This window comes from Scytonema hankhaensis NUACC26 (assembly GCF_045865695.1).
Lineage (GTDB): Bacteria > Cyanobacteriota > Cyanobacteriia > Cyanobacteriales > Nostocaceae > Scytonema.
The window spans coordinates 22323-41451 of sequence record NZ_BAACAP010000162.1; the positions used below are offsets into that span (position 1 = coordinate 22323).

Annotated in this window: 13 protein-coding genes and 1 pseudogene; 4 read left to right on the forward strand and 10 right to left on the reverse strand. The window is 41.7% G+C overall.

Annotated features, from left to right (window positions below; translation table 11 throughout):
* The first annotated feature begins 75 nt into the window (after positions 1-75).
* Positions 76-288, forward strand: coding sequence for a hypothetical protein (locus ACKTT2_RS13045; RefSeq protein ID WP_407887420.1), 213 nt, complete (start codon positions 76-78; stop codon positions 286-288).
* A gap of 83 nt (positions 289-371) precedes the next feature.
* Here ACKTT2_RS13045 and ACKTT2_RS13050 read toward each other — a convergent pair whose 3' ends face one another.
* From ACKTT2_RS13050 to ACKTT2_RS13065, 4 genes are all read right to left on the reverse strand, one after another.
* Positions 372-1271: an alpha/beta fold hydrolase gene (locus tag ACKTT2_RS13050; RefSeq protein ID WP_407887423.1), complete on the reverse strand. Its 900-nt coding sequence runs from the start codon at positions 1269-1271 to the stop codon at positions 372-374.
* 264 nt (positions 1272-1535) lie between these two features.
* Entirely contained in the window at positions 1536-5414 is a 3879-nt protein-coding gene (locus ACKTT2_RS13055; protein ID WP_407887425.1) for an ATP-binding protein, read from the reverse strand.
* Positions 5415-5794: 380 nt separating this feature from the next.
* Positions 5795-6385 (reverse strand): GNAT family N-acetyltransferase, encoded by a 591-nt coding sequence (locus ACKTT2_RS13060; protein ID WP_407887428.1) that lies wholly within the window; start codon positions 6383-6385, stop codon positions 5795-5797.
* Positions 6386-6503: 118 nt separating this feature from the next.
* Positions 6504-7508 carry a tetratricopeptide repeat protein gene (locus ACKTT2_RS13065; protein ID WP_407887430.1) on the reverse strand — a complete coding sequence of 335 codons (1005 nt, stop codon included), beginning with the start codon at positions 7506-7508 and terminating at the stop codon, positions 6504-6506.
* Between the two features lie 142 nt (positions 7509-7650).
* Here ACKTT2_RS13065 and ACKTT2_RS13070 point away from each other — a divergent pair, with 142 nt between their 5' ends.
* Together ACKTT2_RS13070 and ACKTT2_RS13075 are read left to right on the forward strand one after the other, a co-directional pair.
* A complete protein-coding gene (locus tag ACKTT2_RS13070) occupies positions 7651-7788 on the forward strand; it encodes a hypothetical protein (protein ID WP_407887432.1) in 138 nt (45 codons plus the stop codon).
* A 107-nt stretch (positions 7789-7895) separates the two neighbouring features.
* Positions 7896-11060, forward strand: coding sequence for a two-partner secretion domain-containing protein (locus ACKTT2_RS13075; RefSeq protein WP_407887434.1), 3165 nt, complete (start codon positions 7896-7898; stop codon positions 11058-11060).
* 281 nt (positions 11061-11341) lie between these two features.
* On the opposite strand, the gene ACKTT2_RS13080 is transcribed toward ACKTT2_RS13075, so the two are convergent.
* The 3 genes from ACKTT2_RS13080 to ACKTT2_RS13090 form a co-directional block, all read right to left on the reverse strand.
* Positions 11342-11593: a type II toxin-antitoxin system VapC family toxin gene (locus tag ACKTT2_RS13080; RefSeq protein ID WP_407887436.1), complete on the reverse strand. Its 252-nt coding sequence runs from the start codon at positions 11591-11593 to the stop codon at positions 11342-11344.
* 16 nt (positions 11594-11609) lie between these two features.
* A complete protein-coding gene (locus tag ACKTT2_RS13085) occupies positions 11610-11846 on the reverse strand; it encodes a hypothetical protein (protein ID WP_407887438.1) in 237 nt (78 codons plus the stop codon).
* A gap of 200 nt (positions 11847-12046) precedes the next feature.
* Positions 12047-14119 carry a protein kinase domain-containing protein gene (locus tag ACKTT2_RS13090; RefSeq protein ID WP_407887440.1) on the reverse strand — a complete coding sequence of 691 codons (2073 nt, stop codon included), beginning with the start codon at positions 14117-14119 and terminating at the stop codon, positions 12047-12049.
* 83 nt (positions 14120-14202) lie between these two features.
* Between ACKTT2_RS13090 and ACKTT2_RS13095 the strand changes: the two are divergent.
* Positions 14203-14367, forward strand: a pseudogene (locus tag ACKTT2_RS13095) (peptidase); the annotation flags it as partial.
* Positions 14368-14445: 78 nt separating this feature from the next.
* Here ACKTT2_RS13095 and ACKTT2_RS13100 read toward each other — a convergent pair.
* From ACKTT2_RS13100 to ACKTT2_RS13110, 3 genes are all read right to left on the reverse strand, one after another.
* The gene (locus tag ACKTT2_RS13100; RefSeq protein ID WP_407887442.1) at positions 14446-15489 is read right to left on the reverse strand and encodes a WD40 repeat domain-containing protein; all 1044 of its coding nucleotides are present in this window, start codon (positions 15487-15489) and stop codon (positions 14446-14448) included.
* Positions 15490-15644: 155 nt separating this feature from the next.
* Positions 15645-17747 carry a protein kinase domain-containing protein gene (locus ACKTT2_RS13105; protein WP_407887446.1) on the reverse strand — a complete coding sequence of 701 codons (2103 nt, stop codon included), beginning with the start codon at positions 17745-17747 and terminating at the stop codon, positions 15645-15647.
* A 164-nt stretch (positions 17748-17911) separates the two neighbouring features.
* Positions 17912-18952, reverse strand: coding sequence for a protein kinase domain-containing protein (locus ACKTT2_RS13110; protein WP_407887444.1), 1041 nt, complete (start codon positions 18950-18952; stop codon positions 17912-17914).
* Between the last annotated feature and the right edge of the window lie 177 nt (positions 18953-19129).

A 19129-nucleotide genomic window follows, 5' to 3' on the forward strand; every position in this document is an offset into this window, starting at 1 on the left:
CAGTTAATGTTAAGAGGGTATCCTCAGTAGTACTAGGTGGGTTTGGCAAAAGTTAACTTTATTCCTGGTTGAATTATGGTTCAAACTGCTCCACTGGCACAAAATGAAGTTTTTGGCATGATTACTTCTGGTGGCAGTTTTATGTTTATTAAACTGGTTAAGGGGAATCCGCCATACTATGCCACATCAGATATTTTTGATGTACGTAATCGAGGAAACGAGTTGTACAACGTTCTTCGCATACTTAAATGCCTTAGCCAGTTAACAGGAAACGAATCGCAATTGTAATGCCTGACTCAGGAGGCGGAGCCTCGGGATCGGCATTCTCAGGCGGAGCCTGGGAACGAGAGGAGTGGTCAGGTTGTTACTGGTCACTGGTCACTGATTGATGAAAGCCAAGCTATAATTTGTTGATTGACGACATCAGGCACTTCATCATGGGGACAATGACCCGCACCGGGAATGGGAACAATCTTGATATCTTTACCATTGTTCCGTGCTTGTTCGTAAAGTTTTGCTCCCGTAATTGGCGTCCAAGGATCTTCAGCACCCCAAATAACTAATAAGGGACACTCAACATGGGGTAATAATTCTGCTGGAGAGGGACCGGGAGGTGCTGCAAGGATCGCGGCAAAAACTTGTTGTGCTCCGGGGTCGCAGGAGGGCGTGTAAAGTAAGTCTACCAGTTCATCCGTGACAGCTTCTCGATTGCGGTAAACTTGATATAACGTGCGGCGAATTTGCGCTTTCTGACGAACGCGATTGAAAACAAACGCTCCTGTAATTGGGGAACTCACAAATCTGTTGAAAGCAGCCATTGCAATACGTAGCGGTGGATTCAGTTCGTGGGGACGATGACTTAAACCACCCGCACTGTTAATTAAAACGCCGCCTGCTGCTATTTCTGGATGTTTGGTCACAGTTATCAAACCGATGAGTGCGCCAATGGAATTGCCTATGAATACGGCTGGTTCTTGGATGTGTGCTGTCCAAAAATCTTTGAGGAGTTCTACCCAAACTTCTGTAGTGTATTTTAACAGTGGTTTATCAGAACCGCCAAACCCTAACAAGTCGAGGGCAAAGACTCGGTAACCTGCGGCTGCTAAAACTGGAATGTTTTTTCGCCAATGTCCAATAGATGCGCCAAAGCCATGAATGAGTACGAGGGGTTTTCCCGTTCCCATGACGGTATACTGGATTTTATGACCCTGCCACGTCCAAAAGTGTTTTTCAAAGGTGCTTTGTGGTGTTTGTTGGGAAGTAACTGCCATTATTAAGATTCATAAAGTATTTTTCTCTATCTTAATATTTTTTAACCTCCTTCTTCTACTCCCTTTGGGCTCTAAAATTACCGATCTTTATAGTAGGTAGGGCTATGCCACACAATAACGAAGGGTGGGCATAGCCCTACCTACTAGGTAATCTTCTGGCAGGAAGGGAGTATCTGCTTTTTCGCCCCTACCTACGTAACTTACTGATATGGGAACCACTTTAAACTTCTTTTAACCAAGCTAAAATACTATCTCTACTTTCTGCTAAACCTTTATTCCTGCAATCAGTGACGCGATCGCGCTAACCAATACTTCTGGTTCTACAGGTTTAGGAATATGCTTGTAAAATCCCGATTTAAGAGCTTGTTGCTGGTCATATTCTCCTGCATAGGCGGTAAGGGCAATTGCGGGAACCAATCCACCTCGTTCGGGAGAACGGCTGCGGATTTGTTGCATAAGCATATAGCCATCAGTTTTTGGCATTCCGATATCACTAATAAGGATGTCAGGTGGTTGGCGATCGAACAGCAGTAGCACTTCAGCAGCAGAAGCAGCCGCACTCACTTGCGCCCCCTGTTGTTCGAGAATCACTTGCACCAAATTTCGCATATCTTCATTGTCATCCACTGCTATAATATGTAGATTGCTGAAATCAGCAGTTTGAGGAGCGTTGGTAATTTCCTGGTTTGACTCTGTTGCAACAGTCATTAGAGGTAACATAACTGTGAACGTAGCTCCTAGACCTTCCCCAAGGCTCTCTGCATGAACTGTACCTCCATGCAATTCTGTCAAATGACGCACGATCGCCAACCCTAAACCCAGTCCGCCAAACTTGCGAGTTGTTGTACCATCTTCTTGTCGAAAGTAGTCAAAGACATAGGGTAGAAAATCGGGGCTAATGCCTTTTCCAGTATCCTTCACCTGAATTTGGGTAGTAGTACCGATTTGATTTAAGCTAACTTCGATACTTCCTCCCTCTGGCGTGAACTTAACAGCATTTGATAGTAAATTCCAGACAATTTGTTGGAGTCGAGTCAAATCCCCTGCTATTTCAACGTTATCAAGGGTCAAAACAGTTTGAATTTGAATGTGTTTTGCTTCTGTAGCCAATCGCACTGTTTCTATCGCGGATTCAATAATAGTGACTAAGTTAACAGGGGAAATATTCAGTGCCATTTTGCCGCGTAACATTCGAGACACATCCAGCAAATCGTCAATCAGTTGAGTTTGTAGTTTGGCATTGCGTTCAATGGTTTCTAGGGCATGACGGCTTGCGTGCAGATCTAATTTGCCTGTCTGAAGCAGCTTAGACCACCCTAAAATGGGATTGAGGGGCGATCGCAATTCGTGGGACAAGATTGCCAAAAATTCATCTTTTATCCGGTTTGCTCGTTCCGCTTCGCTCCGTGCTGCTTGTTCCCGTTGTAGCGACAGTTCTCGCTCGGCTTCTGATTGTTTGCGATCGCTGATTTCGGCAACAAAAACAGTTAGCGCATTCGGAGAAGGATAAACACGGTACTCAAACCAACGGTTCCAAGTTGGATAAAAGTACTCAAACTGGACGGGCGTTTGCTCCGCCATAGCTTGATGGAATTGCACGTAGACTTTAGTATCGACAACATCTGAAAATAGATCCCATATATTGCGACCTAATAATGTTGAGCGCGGTATCCCAGTCATCGTGCATAATTGGGTATTAACATAGGTATAACACCAGTTGCAATCTAGTACTAAAAAGCTATCGCGGATACTAGATAGAATGGTTTCAACATTTTGCTTTGCTGCTTCTGCTTCTATCCGGAGTCTTTGCTCCCTCTGCTGTGCTTCGCGTCGTAGTTGAGAGAGTTTCAAACTGGCTTCCACTCGTGCTAGCAATTCACGAGTAGAAAAGGGCTTGATCAAATAATCATCTGCTCCTGCGCCCAATCCCTCGACGCAAGCTTCTTCTCCAGCACGAGCAGAAAGCAAAACAATTGGAACTTCTCTGGTTATTGGTGTCGCTCGCAATTCCCGTAATAGCCCGAAACCATCTAAGTGGGGCATCATAACATCCGTTAAGACAAGATCGGGGATTTCTTTCCCAATTGTAGCCAACGCTGCTATGCCGTCTGAGGCTGTCTCCACCTCATATCCCTGGCTCAACAACAACCGCCTCACATAGCTTCGCATATCGGTGTTGTCATCTACAAGAAGAATTTTGGATTTTGAGTTTTGAGTTTTAGATTGTGGATTGTTAGTTGTCCAGTTACCCTCTTGAGGGTCAGAGATTGTACCTGATGCATCCCATTGAAAATTCACTGGCAATTTCAAATCCTCATCGGGAAGCCAGCGCAAAGCTTCTTCCACATAAGGAGCAGCACCTAACGCGGTTGAATCGAGAGTTTGTGTTGCCTGAATTCGATCGGATGGCAAATGAGCCGTTCCACAGGGGATCGTTACAGTGAAAGTTGTGCCTTCTCCTTCAATGCTTTCAACCTGTACCTGCCCTCCATGTAATCGGGTCAACTCTTGTACCAATGCTAAGCCGATTCCAGAACCTTCCTGAGTTCTTCCTCTTGCTCCTTCAATTCGGTAAAATCGTTCAAACAAGCGAGGTAATTCGGTTTTTGGAATGCCAATCCCTGTATCGCACACGGTTAATTCAATTTGGTTTTGTACTTTACGGAGCGTGAGAGAGATTGTACCTGAGAAGGTGAACTTAAAAGCATTGGAGAGTAGGTTGAGGATAATCTTTTCCCACATCTGTCGATCCACATACACAGGTTCAGATAGAGGTTCGCACGCGACGATCCACTGTAATCCTGCTTGCTCAATGGCGCAACGAAACACACTCGCCAACTCGGCTGTCAATTGTGCTAAATCGGTTGGTTCATAAACCGCTTGTACCCGTCCGGCTTCAATACGTGAGAAATCAAGCAAGGTATTAACCAATTTTAGCAAACGTAATGAGTTACGATGGACGAGTTCAAGTTGTTGCCTTTGCTTATAAGGAATTGCACTGTCTGTTGCTAATATCTCTTCTAATGGGCTTAACATTAGCGTTAGAGGAGTGCGGAATTCATGAGAGACGTTACTGAAAAAAGTAGTTTTGGCGCGATCGAGTTCTGCTAAAGCTTCTGCCCGTTTGCGTTCTTCTTCGTAGGCGCGAGTACTGGCAATGGCATTAGCAATATGTCCTGTCGTCATTTCTAAGAAATTGTAGTGGCCTTCATCCAATGCTTGATAGAGATTTATGCCAATCACTAGCATCCCTACCATTGAGTCTTGGGTTGAAGCACGAATCGGCAAAACCATTGCTTGCTGAAGGGGAATTTGTGACGCTCCTACTGGAAATTCTCCCCATTGTTGCACTATATTCTCTATTAATGAAGGTTGACCGCTTTGAACAACTGAAGCGAGCGATCGCGTTAACGGATTGTCATGTATTCTTAGATCTAACTCAACAGGTGCAATGAGTGGATGAATTAAGGGTGTTTGTTCTTGTAAAACTGCTTTTGTTCCTTCAGAATCTAGCTCGTAAATTAAGGCAAGGGGTATGTCGGCTGAATTTTCTGAGAGAGTTTGCATCGCCATTTTATAGGCTTGCTCAACAGTTTTAGACTGTCCGGTCTGTTCTGCTAAATTCCGCAACGTAGCTAATCGACGTTCTCCTACCACTCGCTTTGTTGTTTCAGCAACAGCGGTAAAGGCTCCCCCGACTTCTCCGGTTTCCAAAAAGATAGGGCTGTAAGAATAGGTGAAATATGCTTCTTCGGTATAGCCGTACCGATTCACCAATAACAACTGGTCATCAGACCAAGTGGCTTTACCAGTTTTTAGAACGCTACGAAGTTGCGTCCCAACAATGTCCCAAATCTCTGACCAAACTTCTTGTCCGGGTTTCCCTAATGCTTGTGGGTGCTTGTTTCCCAGAATAGGTCGCCATGCATCATTATAGAGTAGGGTTAACTCATCCCCCCACCAAATCACCATCGGAAATTGAGAGTTAAGGCAAATGTTGGCGGCAATCTTCAAACTCTGCGACCAATGCTCGACAGAACCGAGAGCCGTTTGCGACCATTGATGCGATCGCATTAACGAGCCCATCTCGCCACCATCTACGAAAACCTCTTCAGCAATTGTCCCTAGTTGCCCTGCATTCATGATTTTGGCTTACTCTCTGAGGAATATTTTGTTTACAATGTTTTCCCCCTAATTCATTCGCAAACTTTTCTTGAAATAGGTTCTCCGCTTGCCAAAGTTCTCTAACAAGTTTCTTAATCTCAAGTTAGTCTATACTTAATATCCCTATCTTAAGATGTATTTCTACTGACAAGCATCAGGAAATTTACCTATTTCATTTTGACTAGTCATTCTGGATTGTCTATCTATCTTAAGAAAGAGCTTAGAAGATGTTTGTTGAGTCTTGGTGACTAGAAATCGCGGCTACATCAGTCCGCGTCGGCGGACAAGGATTTGTATAGTAGCGAATTCTCTTCGCCACCATACATAACTTAAAATTGTTTATAAATGATTTAACATTGCTACATTAATTGAAAATCATTTTTATTTAAACCATAAAAGGCTATTTTTCGCTCCGATGGTTGCAAGTTTGGTAGCTGACTTTCTGTGAAAACAAAGTCTTTTTCCCACTTCAATCCTACTTTTTCCATAACCCGAGTTGATGCTTTATTGACTATCAATGCCCATGCCACAACTCTTGGAACCTCCCATTCTGTAAAACCCTTATTTATCAGTGCTTTGGATGCTTCAGTTGCATATCCTTTTCCCCAAGTGGATTGACACAATCGATAACCTAAAGCAATTTCATTGCTGTTTGCTATTTGTAATTCAACGGCAAATGGATTTTCAATAGCAGGATAAAAGTGAAACCAACCAATAAATTCGTTGCTTGATTTTTCCATAGTAGCCCAAAATCCAAAGAACTCGTATTTTTGATAGTATCCTAAAAATCTTGGTAACACTTGTTCTTTAATAGTATTATATTCTGTTGGCTTACCTCCGTTAATAAAACGCATAACATTAGGATCGCTATCAAGTTTTAAAATATTTTCAGTATCTTCTGTCGTAAAGTAACGCAGAATTAATCTTTCTGTTTCTAAGAAGACTTTCATGAATATCTCAAGTCCAAAAATACAGCTATAGCAATTTCCAATTTCGTGAAGTACTCTAAGAAAGAACTAACCGCTGATGAACGCGAATTTTTCCTTCCTGAAAACATCTTTTAATTCATTAGACTAAGGATATACCAAGAGCTTGCTTAGTTTTTAGGCTTTGTCGATCGTACTCTTTTGCTGTTTCTGTATCTCCTAAGCAAAGGTAAGCTTTGGATAAGGATTGCAAGCAGCTTGCTTCTACTTGGACGTAACCCATTTGAACTGCCATGTCCAAGCATTCTGCATAAATATCCATTGCTTCCTCAATCAAATTCTCGTTCAGATAAAAGTCTCCTAAACCTTTTAAACTTTGAACTTCTAATTTACCAGCACCTATTTCTTGAGCAATTTCCCAACATTTCCAGTGGCAATCTCCCGCTTCTGTTATGCAGCCTATAGCTTCATAATAATTTGCTAGATCGTAGAGAGTTTGAGCTTCCATAGAACGCAAGCACAATTCTCTTGCAATGATTAAACATCGCTCGGCTAGTTCTACAGAGCGAGAGTATTGACTTATGAAATAACAAGAGGATATCATTTGCTGTAGCAGCATTGCTTCGCTACGTTTTGCTTCTGTTTCTACCAGTATGGTGCGAGCAAGTGTGTAAAACTTCAGTGCTTCAGCGAAATTATCTTGGTGATAAAAAGTGTCTCCTATCAGTGCAAGTGCATTCGCTTCTCCCATGCGATCGCCCTGTTTCCTAAAAATTTCCAAAGCTTGCTCGTAGGACTCTCTTGCTTTACAAAACTGTTTTGTTTCCAAGTAAATATTTCCTATAGCAAATTCTGCTGATACACTTTGTAAGGGAGACTCAGCATATATACCTATTAACTCGCGAACTAATTTCATGAGGTGAGCGGAACCTTCCGTCTCAAGTTCCACAGACAGGATAGATGCACTTTGTTGTGTCGTTTGTATCAAATCGAGTAAAATTTGTACTAGGTTAGCATCTATCAAATGTTGGTTGAGTTTTAAAATATCTGTTTTTTCGTCGTTAGAACAGTTCAGCAGTGCCTTAATCAGCTCGAGATATCTGTGGTAGAGTTCTTGGTTTAGGTCACACGTCAGGGAATTTACCATAATTCTATTTGCTCTCTGTCATTTTAAAGATAGAAAATCAGTGAAAACACTAGTATTTAATTTTTATTAGTGTGAATTCATACTGCTTTAATTTTAAGAATACGTGGAAAAAATGAATAACCTGTGAAGATGACTATGAAGAATGATTAATGCGCTAAAAAAGATTAACAGCCTAAAAGCACTACTTCAATTGTGGGATATTTTGCTAAAAATGCCAGAAACTGACGATGGTAGTAGGTTAATTTTCGAGTTAATTGCCGATCTTGAAAGCCGTTTATAGTGTACTCTCAAGAAAGTAAAGAATTATTACACCTCTCCTACAGTTCCAAATGTTGCTTAAAGAGCATTCTCACTTAGCTCCAGATACGATCTAACTTAGGAGAACGTATGTCTAGAATACCTATGTGTAAGTACTGGCTACAAAGATTAGGAATTGCTACAGTCAGTGTTATAGTATCTGGTGCAAATTGCTCGCTTGCTCAGATCGCTCCAGATGGGACTCTTCCAAATAATTCCAATGTAAGATTGGAGGAAAATACCAGAATTATTGAGGGTGGGACGACAAGTGGCACAAATTTATTCCATTCTTTCTCTGAATTTTCTGTTCCCACTGGGGGGACTGCTTTTTTCAATAATGCAACAAATATTCAAAACATCCTAACACGAGTAACGGGAAGCTCAATATCTAACATTGATGGTATCTTGAGAGCCAATGGAACTGCTAACTTATTCTTGCTCAACCCTAACGGGATTTTATTTGGTTCTAATGCCCGTTTGGAGATTGGCGGTTCATTTGTCAGTAGTACTGCAAATAGTATCAAATTTGGCGATCGCTTTGAGTTTAGCGCTACTAACCCTCAAACCACACCGTTGTTGACGATTAGCGTTCCTATTGGTTTGCAGTATGGGGTAAATCCTGGAAGAATTCAAGTGCAGGGAGATGGTGGTTTAATCGCGGACAGACAAAACTCGATTGTTGATACAAAATCTCAATTGCAGGTGCAACCGAATCAAACTTTAGCATTGGTGGGTGGCGATATTAGCTTAGAAGGCGCAACTTTGAAGGCGGTGGGGGGACGGATAGAATTGGGCAGTGTAACAGGAAATGCTCTAGTGAGTCTTATCTCTACGAATCCCGGTTGGGTATTAGATTATCAAGGCATTACCAATTTTCAGAACATCCGCCTGAGTGATGGTGCTAATATCGCAGTCAATGGTGATGGCAAAGGAAGTATCGCTATTAACGCTAACAATATTGATGTTCGTGGTAGCAATATTAGGGCTGGTGTCGATGCTGGTTTCCAATTCTTAGGTACTCAATCTGGCGTGCTCGCATTGAACGCTCGTGGTATTGTTTCAGTCAATAACGGAATAATTGCCAATGAGGTAAAAGGAATTGGTAATGGTGGCAATATCAACATTAAAGGGCGATCGCTATTTTTAAGTAATGGTGCCGTACTTTCTACAAACAGTTTTGCAGAGGGTAATGCTGGCAATATCGCAATTAATACCGACAATATAGTTTCTCTAGATGACGCGAACAGTACTGGAGAAAGCGCTATTTCCGCAAACTTGCTTGGAACAGGTAACGGGGGCAAAATTACCATCAATGCACAAAAAGTAGTTTTATCAAATGGTGCTACGGTGGTGGCTCACACTGAGGGACGAGGAAATGCTGGTAGTATTCAAATGACTGCCACTGAGGACATCTCAATCAAGGGGGTTGGCACTGGTGTAGGTAGTCAAGTGTTTCCTAGCGCTGTTGGTAATGGTGGCGCAATTACCATAAACGCACCAAAAGTGTCTTTATCAAATGGTGCTACCATAGTTGCTCATACTACCGGGCGGGGGAATGCTGGTAATATCGAAATGACCGCCACTGATAACATCTCAATGAGTGGGATAGGCACTGGCGTAGGAAGCCAAACCTTTGCTGGTGGTGTTGGCAATGGTGGCAAAATTACCGTCAATACACCACAACTGTCTTTATCAGATGGTGTTGAGATCGTAGCTCATACCCACACGTTGGGAAATGCTGGCAGCATAACAATTAATGCAAACAAAATCTTATTGGATGGAGTCGCGAGCAATGGAAATTCTAGTGGTATAGGTAGTGCAGCCTTTCGGTTATCGCGTGGGAATGGTGGAGAGATTATCATCAATACTGACTCGTTAAGTGTCACGAATGGTGCATCACTGTATGCTAGTAGTTTTGGAGAAAAAGATGCAGGAAACGTGACGATTAATGCTACTGGTGCAGTCTCCTTTGATGGTATCGGTGCATATGGACGCTATAGTAATGCTTTCAGCAGCGTAGGAGCGGGCTCTACTGGCAAAGGGGGAGAAATCAAGATTACAGCGAATTCATTAAGTGTGAAAAATGGGGCTATTATCGGTGCTAACACGAATGGGCAAGGAGATGGCGGAAATATCAACATTAACGTCAGCACTTTGGAAGTCCAATGTGGCGGACAAATTCTTACAACGAGTGGCGATCGCGGCAATGCGGGTGAAATTTCAGTAAATGCAACAGACAGCATTACCATTAGTGGTAGCGATCCGACTTTTCCTGAGAGAATAGCACGATTTGGTAGACCAACTATGAGGGGCGAAGACCCTGCTAGTGGTATACTTGCTAACACCAATGTCAACTCTACAGGTTCTGGCGGCAGTATCAATGTTACAACGAAACGCTTATCTATCAACGAAGGTGCTTTAATCAGTGCCACAAGTCAAGGAAGTGGAAGAGCGGGTAACATCAACGCTAACGTTCGCTCTATCCTTTTAGACAACAAAGCGACTCTCAACGCTAACACTCAAAGTATCAACAATGACCTTAATAAACCACAAGCAACCATCGACATCCGCTCTCAAATTTTAATCTTGCGTCGTGGCAGCAACATCACCACGAATGCCCGAGGTAACAATGTTATTGGTGGCAATATTATTATTACTAGCCCGTTTCTCATTGCTTTGCCTGGAGAAAATAGCGATATCAGCGCTAACTCTCTCAATGCTGAAGGTGGAAATGTGACCATTAATGCTACAGGAATCTACGGCATTCAGCCTCGTCTGTTTCCTACCTCATTTAGTGACATCACTGCCACTGGAGCTAGTTCCGATCTGAGTGGTAACGTACAAATTAACACGCTAGATATCGATCCCAGTTCTACACTTGTGGAATTACCAACTAACCTCGTCGATCGCACGCGATTAATCGCACAAGGTTGTCCCGCGAACGCTGGTAATTCATTTATCATCACTGGACGCGGAGGCTTACCACCTCTACCCAGCGATCCGCTCCGCAGTAACCGACTGGCAACAATTCCCTGGGTGACTCGCGACGAGCAAGAGAGCAAGGGAGATGGGGAGAAAATTCCACTTGCGAGCGATCGAACTCAGAATACAGAACTCACGAATGAGACAGTAGAAGCGGTAGGTTGGGCGATCGACAAATCAGGTGAGATATGGTTGACGGCTTCTGCACCTACTAGCACATTTGCCAAACCTCACAGTTCTTTATCTACTCCAGAAAATTGTCTGCGTAATTAGAGTCCTAGAGGACTTCAAAGAAATAAATTACCCAATATAAAATTACCCAATGTTGTGGGATGGGCGTCCCCGCCCGTTTTATACCAGTGGCGGGCACCAATCCCGCACCACAAGAGAAAGTTGAATATTTTTTGATTTGGAAGTTCCTAGCCAATTCTCTAATTGCAACGCTGTAATGTTGATAAAATGTCGAATATTATCAGTGACTAATACATCCCCACGAGAAAGAGCAACAGCAGCTATAGCTGCATCAAATACACCAGTTGGTCTACCTATTCGTTTTAATTCCAGTTGAATTTTGCCAAATTCTTCAGCTGCATTTTGTCAAAATCAATAACTTCTACCGAATTAATAAATAGCTTTAGGGTCTGTAAATTTCGCTCAATTCGTTGAGAAAAATATACACCTTTATAAAGTTCAGCCATTACAATAGTTGAAATGCAGCACTGATTCGATTTGAGATTAAATTCTATCAATACTATAGGATTCTGGTTGATGACGGCAATGCAAATGTTGCTATCTAATAAATACACAAGTTTTTAGTATTTGTCACGTTTGTTGTTTTTCAAAATCAGCTTGGCGGTCTTTTTGTAGTTCTTCTCCTATCTTAATCCATTCTTCTCTATCTTCAACAGGAATAGCAAATAACTCCTTAAGCTTTTGGTGTTGTTCTTTAAAATTGGAATGAGAATTCTCAATTTCAATAACAACTTGAGCACCATCAGGAATATCAATATCTTCTAAAATTTCTATCGTTTTTCCTCGCTTAATACCTTTGATTTTCATGACTTTTCTCCATAGTATAATTGTAGTATTACCCACCACATAAAGCTTTTGGTGGGCAATGCCCACCCTACGTGTATTTCAAGAATCAAATAAGAGTCCTATATTTTAATCCATTTAGCCTTTGTATACAACTTTTGCATTAGACTTGCTCATTCTACATCCCTGTATCTGCCATTAAGATACACTTCAAGACAACTCTGTCACAATGGCAGTTGCCAAATTTTAATAATATTGTCAGCACTACCACCACTAGCAATAGTTTGTCCATCTGGGTTAATAGTAACAGAATAAATATAACCAGAATCTTTCTTTAAAGTTTTAATTTCTTCTCCAGTTACAGAATTCCAAAGTTTAATCGTATTATCATTACTACCACTTACAAGAACCGCTCCGTTCAAGCTTTTGCCGTAACCTGCATTTGGCAAAAACGCAACTGAATTGACTCTATCAGAATGTTTGATTAATGTATGCGTCAGTTCTCCCGTTGCTACGTTCCAAAGTTTAATTGTTTTATCTTTACTACCACTAGCAAGAGTACCACCATCTGGACTAAAAGTAACTGAAAGAACATAATCAGTATGTCCCTTTAGAGTCCGAATTTCTTTACCTGTTAATACATCCCATAGTTTAATTGTCTTATCCCAACTCCCACTGGCAAGAGTCATTCCATCGGGACTGAAGCTAACAGAAGCAATTGCTCTTGGATGACCTTTAAAGGTGCGAATTTCTTTTCTCGTTGTCAAATCCCACAATTTTATAGTTTTATCTAAACCTCCACTGGCAAGAGTTGTGCCATCTGGGCTAAAAGCAACTGAAGAAACTCCTCCAGAACTTCCCTTAAGAGTAGCTATTTCTTGTCCTGTTTCTAAATTCCATAATTTGATAGTACTGTCTGCACTACCACTGGCAAGAGTTTTACCATCTGGGCTGAAGACTACAGTCCAAACCCATTGGGAGTGACCTTTGAGGGTAAGGGTTTTCTGTCTGGTTGCTAAGTTCCAGATATTAATTGTGCGATCGTCGCTTGCACTTGCAAGAGATTGTCCATCTGGAGAAAAGGCAACAGAGTTAACATCACTGGAGTGACCTCTCAGTGTCTCTGGGAGGTTAGAACTTTGAACAGTTTTATCGCTTGGCTGACTTATAGTAGAAGATTCCGTCACTTTAGGAGACTCACTAACTCCAGAAGACTGAGTAACTGTAGGTGGGTAAAAGAGATAGAAACCAATTCCTACCAATCCCAAGACAACAATACTAGCACCTGTAAAAATTGGATATCTTAGCTTGAGAGTCGATTGCGGTAAAGGAAGCAATTGAGATTGTGACGAGTTAAGAGTCAGTAGGGTTAAAGATGGTGGCGGTGAAAGTTTTGACAAATCTTTGAGGACTTCCTCTGCTTCCTGGTATCGCTCTTGAAATTCTACTTTCAAAAGTTTATCGAGAATCCTGCTTAACTTGGAACTTAGTGTTGGTTCTCTGCCACCTGGTTTTTTCAAATATCGCTGCCAATCATTCACCCAACTAAAACCATGTTGCAGCCAAAGTTTAGATGGAGAAACCCCTGTTAGTAAATGGAAGCAAGTTGCACCTAAACTAAATAAATCGCTTGATGGGTAAGCTTTTCCAGCATCCATTTGTTCGATTGGCGTGTAACCATGGGAGCCAATAGTTGTCCCAATTTTAGTTTGTACTGTGACTGATAGCTGTTTTGATGCTCCAAAATCAATCAATACCAATCGCCCATCACCATATCGGCGAATAATATTTTGCGGTTTAATATCTCGGTGGATGACTCCCTGTTTGTGGATAAACTGGAGCACGGGTAATAAATCTAGTAAAAGTTCGTGAATGTTACTTTCACTATAAGTTCCCACTTGTTGTAATTCTTTTAATAAATTCTGACCATCGATATATTGCTGTACTAAAAATAGATAATTATTCTCCTCAAAATAAGCCAAAAGATGGGGAATTTGATTGTGTTCTCCAAGTTGTTGCAATCGCTGTGCTTCTTCTTGAAATAGCTGAACTGCTTTTTTAAGCGCACTTGTTCCTTGGATTTTTGGTGCCAACTGCTTGACTACGCACAATTCTTTTAACTTATCTATGTCCTCAGCAAGATATGTTCTGCCAAATCCGCCTTCATCGGACAAGACTTTGACAACGCGATAACGATTCCTTAACAACGGTATCAATGGTGTACCGCAGCTAGAGCAAATGACGCGATCGTCAGGATTTAGGGGACTCAAACAGTCAGGATTCAGGCAGCAGAGCATGGAAATCCATAAGTAAATGGTTTGGCGCTATATTACGTTTCTACATTGTTTTTCTACATTTTCATGTTAACATCTTCATCTGTCTCGATCGCTCGGATGAATTAACCCAAAATAGCCCAATCCAGAAAAAAAGCGGCAGTTCCTATAACGTATCGAAGTTTCAGGGTAAAAAAGACCAGCTCGTGAGCATCCGTGCTGACAGTATATTTGAACAATTTTCACCTTACATCGTCTTGTTAAATTCCCAAAGGTGTTTTAACTGGGGATTGGGGACTGGGGACTAGGAAATTTGCTACTTCTCCCAATCGCCAATCGCCAATTCCTTTTCACTGCACCACCCGCCATATCTTCACCGTTCTATCAAAACTTCCACTTGCAAGAGTCTTACCATCTGGACTAAAAGCAACAGACCAAACTCTATCTGTATGCCCTGTTAGTGTATTCACAAGTTGTCCGGTAGTTAAATCCCAAACTTTGATTGTTTTGTCCCAGCTACTGCTAGCAAGAGTCTTGCCATCAGGGCTTATAGCTACAGACCAAACTCTATTAGTGTGTCCTGTAAGAGTATGCATTTCTCTTCTCGTATTGAGATCCCAAATCTTGATGGTTTGATCCCAACTACCACTAACAAGTTTTTGATTATCGGCACTGAATGCAAGGGAGTAAACAGCATCGGAATGTCCCGAAAGAGTATAAATTTCTTTTCCGGTTGACGTATCCCATAAACTTATGGTATTGTTAAAATAATTACCACTAGCTAAAAGTTTACTATCAGGGCTAAAAGTAACAGAGTTAACAACATCACCGCTCCCTTTAAGAGTACGAACTTTTGCACCAGTAGACAAGTTCCACAAGTTGATACTCTGATCCCAGCTTCCACTAGCAATGGTTAAACCATCTGGGCTGATAGCAACAGACTGTACTGCAGCTAAATGTCCCCTGAGAGTACGTATCTCTTTTTGAGTAATGACGCTCCAAAGTTTAACGGTTTTATCAGTGCTTCCACTAACTAGCACTCTGCTATCGGGACTAAAGGCGACAGAATTAACCCAATCGGAATGACCTTTGAGAATGCCAATCTCAACTCCTGTCTTTAAATTCCATAACTTGATGGTTTTGTCGGCACTAACGCTGGCAAGAATGCGTCCGTCAGGGCTAATAGCAACAGCCAAAATTGAATTAGAGTGACCTTTAAGAGTGAAAGCTTCAGTAAACTTTAATAAGGGTTTTGTTTGAGCTTGACTTGGTTGGTATGACGCACTGGTAGCTACAGGAGGTGATGGCCAAAACCACATTCCTGCAAATCCCAACAGCGCGATCGCTGCGCCCGTCATAACTTTAATTTTTGTGTCAGTTGTTGTTACAGACATTGCAAATTCCACGTTACGCTGCTTTTACATTGCTCTGATGTAAACTCAGAGGCATCTTACTTTGTTTGGGAATAAATGTAGTTACCGATTGAGCCAGTAGAATTCCGGATTACTTAACACAGATCCACATGAGTAAGAGTTACGTAGTCAAAAAATTAACGAGAAACTCGCCAAATCTTAATAGTGCGATCGTCACTTCCACTGACAAGAGTTTTTCCATCTGAACTAAAGGCAATGGAACGGACACTATCGGAGTGACCTAGCAGAACGCGAATTTGCTGTCCCGTATCTAAATTCCACAGTTTGATAGTTCTATCCAAACTGCTACTGGCAAGGAGTTTGCCATTTGGGGCGATCGCAATAGAGGTCACTGTATCGGAATGACCAGATAAAGTACGAATTTGCTCTCCCGTATCTGGATTCCATACTTTAATTGTTTTGTCAGAACTTCCACTGGCAAGAATTTTGCCATTTGGGCTAATCGCAATGGAAGTCACCTTACCCAAATGCCCTTCTAAAGTACGAATTTGCTCTCCCGTTACTATATTCCATAACTTAATCGTTTTGTCATAACTGCCGCTAATCAGAGTTCTACCATCGGGACTAAAAATGACAGACCGAACCGAGTTAGTGTGTCCTGCTAGCGTGCTGATTTCTTCTCCCGTTACTATACTCCACAGTTTGATAGTGCCATCGTCACTCCCATCAGCAAGAATTTGGGCATCATGACTGAAGGCAAGGGCATGAACTGAGTTAGAATGCCCTATAAATGTACGGACTTCCTGACCTGTTGCCAGGTTCCAAATTTTAACAGTTTTGTCCTCACTTCCACTAGCAAGAGTTTGTCCATCCGAACTAATACTGATGGAGTTTACCGTGCTAGCGTGACCGTTCAAGGAAGAAATTTCCTGTCCTGTTATTAAACTTAATAGTTTAATTTCACCATCGCTGTTACTGGCAATCGTTTTTCCATCTGGGCTAATAGCAACAGCTAAAATGGGGTTAGAATATCCTCTGACAGTTGAGACTAAAGAAAAACGACCGAGTGGAGAAAGCGATCGCGTATGAAGAGCAACATCTCGCTTCTCTATGGTGCGATCGGGTTGACTGATACTAGAAGATATTTTGATTTCAAGACGGCGAAATTGCTTGTACCAAAACTGTCCCGAACCTAACATTAATACAGCAATGCCTGCAAGGATAGAATTTCTGATAAAAATGTAGGTTTTAGGTAGCGATGGTGCTTGAGTAGGAGGCACAATCGCAGAAGGAGTGGGAACACCTGCTGTTGGGAGTGGTGGTGGTATTTGCTGCTGTAATGTTAAATCTACGAGCGCTTCATCAGCCGATTGATAGCGCTGCTGAATATCTTTTTGTAACAGCTTATCTAAAACCCTCTCCAAATCCTGACTCATTGGGGTTTTGACATATTCTCGCCAATTTTTTACCCAAGCATACCCATATTCAGTCCATAACTTAAAAGGAGAAATTCCAGTTAGTAAATGAAAGCAAGTTGCACCCAAACTAAACAGATCGCTAGCCGGATAAGCATCACCATCTCTAATTTGTTCGATAGGAGAATAACCTTGCGAACCAATAGAAGTACCCATTTTCATTTGTACTTTTGCTGTGAACTGCTTTGCTGAACCAAAGTCAATTAAAACTAGATTTTCACCTTTTTTAACTTTAGGAGAAGTGTGATGAAACACTTTTCCTGCTCTTGTTTGAGAAGTTCGACGACGGATAATATTTTGAGGTTTTATATCTCGATGAATCACTCCTCGCTCGTGTATATATTTTAGAACGGGTAGTAAATCTAACAAAATTTCTTTAATTTCTTGAGAGTTATATGCTCTCCCTTGTTGTAACTCTTTTAACAGGTTTTGCCCGTCTATAAATTGCTGAACCAAATATAAATAGTTATCTTGTTCAAAGTAAGCTAACAAAGTAGGAATTTGGGAATGTTCTCCTAGTTCCTGCAATCTTTCAGCCTCTTTTTGAAACAACTCCATCGCCTTCTTTAATGCCCAATTTCCTTGGACTTTGGGAGCAAGTTGCTTGATAACACACAGTTCGTCTAACTTATCTATATCTTCTGCTAAATATGTTCTACCAAATCCTCCTTCATCAGACAGTACACCTGTAACATGGAAGCGATTTCGTAACAAATGAACCAGTGGGGTATTGCACGTTTGACAAAACGTCCTTCCACTTTTGTTCAGGGGATTTGGGCAATCAGGATTGAGACAGCAGATCATCACCAAAAGGACGCGATTGCGTAATAAATTATGCTAAATTATCCCTGAGTTTTTTATAAGGATTAATTATCCTCTATCTTATACGAGATCTCTAATAAATGTTAGTGGTTAGTGGTTAGTGGTTAGTTGTTAGTGGTAACTGGTCACTGGTAACTGGTCACTGGTCACTGTTTTTTCCTTGTTTGCCAATCGCGAATCGCTCTTGCAGTTCTTTGTGTAGGCGTCAAGTATTCTGGTTCTTCACTGACAGTGCGATCGCTGACTCCCAATCTTTGAGTTGTCAAACAGTCACTCAAGGTAGGCAAATGGTTTTCCATTTCCAAAGCCCAAATGACATCATCGACCGATCTAAAACGCTCTTCTAAAGAAAGTTTGAGCATTCGATCTAGGATTTGTGCAAAATTAGCACTGATGGTGACCTCTTTTTGCCAACAGATCTCACCTGTTTTGACATCATACTCAAATTCCAAAGGGAGTTTTTCAGTCAACAGGTACAGACAAGTTACACCTAGTGCATAAATATCACTGGCATAAACTGGACGCAAGGAAAGCTGTTCTGGAGGAGCAAATCCCATCGTACCAATAAAATTTGTATTAACTGGTGCGTCCATTGATGTTTCATTTTTTAACACCAACTCTTCTTTAACAGCACCAAAATCAATGAGCACTAACCGTCCATCATCTTCGCATCGTAGTAAGTTATGAGGTTTAATGTCTCTATGAATGACATAATTTTTGTGTACGTACTGTAATACTGGCAGCAATTCTCGCAAAAGTTTTTTCACTGCTTCTTCACTGTATAAACCAGTCCGTTGAACTTCCTGTGCTAAGTTAAAACCCTTAACGTATTCTTGAATTAAGTAAAACTCTCCATTGACTTCAAAGTAGTCTAAAAGCATAGGGACTTGAGAGTGACTTCCTAATTGAGCCAATGTTTTTGCTTCTTTTTCAAAGCGTTGGCAAGCACGTTTCCAGCTGTTGATATTGTCTACTTTCGGACAAAGTTGTTTTATTACGCAAAGCGGTTTTCCAGGTAACACTGCATTCCTGGCTAAAAACGTGACTCCAAAACCACCTCTCCCCAGAATCCTGAGTATTGTATAGCGATCGCGAAAGAGCTGTTTAGAACCGCACAATTGACCGAGCTGAGTCCGCTGTAAAATCTCAGCATGGGACTTAAGTACTTCTGATGAAGAGCCGTTCATCGGACAAAAAGCCTAGTTAAGATAAAACAACCATTATATGATATGTAGCAGTTCATGGTCTTGTGGTACGGGCGTCTCGCCCGTTCTAGGCGGGCAAGATGCCCCGCAGTCGCCTCAACGGGGGGCTTTGGGGTCCCCTCTGGGGTTGGGGGGAAACCCCCGCACGGTGAGCCAGCG

Excerpts from the sequence above, each read along its gene's own strand:
- ACKTT2_RS13100 (WP_407887442.1), bottom strand. The coding sequence starts at position 15,489 with ATGTCTGTAACAACAACTGACACAAAAATTAAAGTTATGACGGGCGCA.
- ACKTT2_RS13090 (WP_407887440.1), bottom strand. The coding sequence starts at position 14,119 with ATGCTCTGCTGCCTGAATCCTGACTGTTTGAGTCCCCTAAATCCTGAC.
- ACKTT2_RS13060 (WP_407887428.1), bottom strand. The coding sequence starts at position 6,385 with ATGAAAGTCTTCTTAGAAACAGAAAGATTAATTCTGCGTTACTTTACG.
- ACKTT2_RS13070 (WP_407887432.1), top strand. The coding sequence starts at position 7,651 with ATGATTAATGCGCTAAAAAAGATTAACAGCCTAAAAGCACTACTTCAA.
- ACKTT2_RS13065 (WP_407887430.1), bottom strand. The coding sequence starts at position 7,508 with ATGGTAAATTCCCTGACGTGTGACCTAAACCAAGAACTCTACCACAGA.
- ACKTT2_RS13045 (WP_407887420.1), top strand. The coding sequence starts at position 76 with ATGGTTCAAACTGCTCCACTGGCACAAAATGAAGTTTTTGGCATGATT.
- ACKTT2_RS13105 (WP_407887446.1), bottom strand. The coding sequence starts at position 17,747 with ATGATCTGCTGTCTCAATCCTGATTGCCCAAATCCCCTGAACAAAAGT.
- ACKTT2_RS13075 (WP_407887434.1), top strand. The coding sequence starts at position 7,896 with ATGTCTAGAATACCTATGTGTAAGTACTGGCTACAAAGATTAGGAATT.
- ACKTT2_RS13110 (WP_407887444.1), bottom strand. The coding sequence starts at position 18,952 with ATGAACGGCTCTTCATCAGAAGTACTTAAGTCCCATGCTGAGATTTTA.
- ACKTT2_RS13055 (WP_407887425.1), bottom strand. The coding sequence starts at position 5,414 with ATGAATGCAGGGCAACTAGGGACAATTGCTGAAGAGGTTTTCGTAGAT.
- ACKTT2_RS13050 (WP_407887423.1), bottom strand. The coding sequence starts at position 1,271 with ATGGCAGTTACTTCCCAACAAACACCACAAAGCACCTTTGAAAAACAC.
- ACKTT2_RS13085 (WP_407887438.1), bottom strand. The coding sequence starts at position 11,846 with ATGAAAATCAAAGGTATTAAGCGAGGAAAAACGATAGAAATTTTAGAA.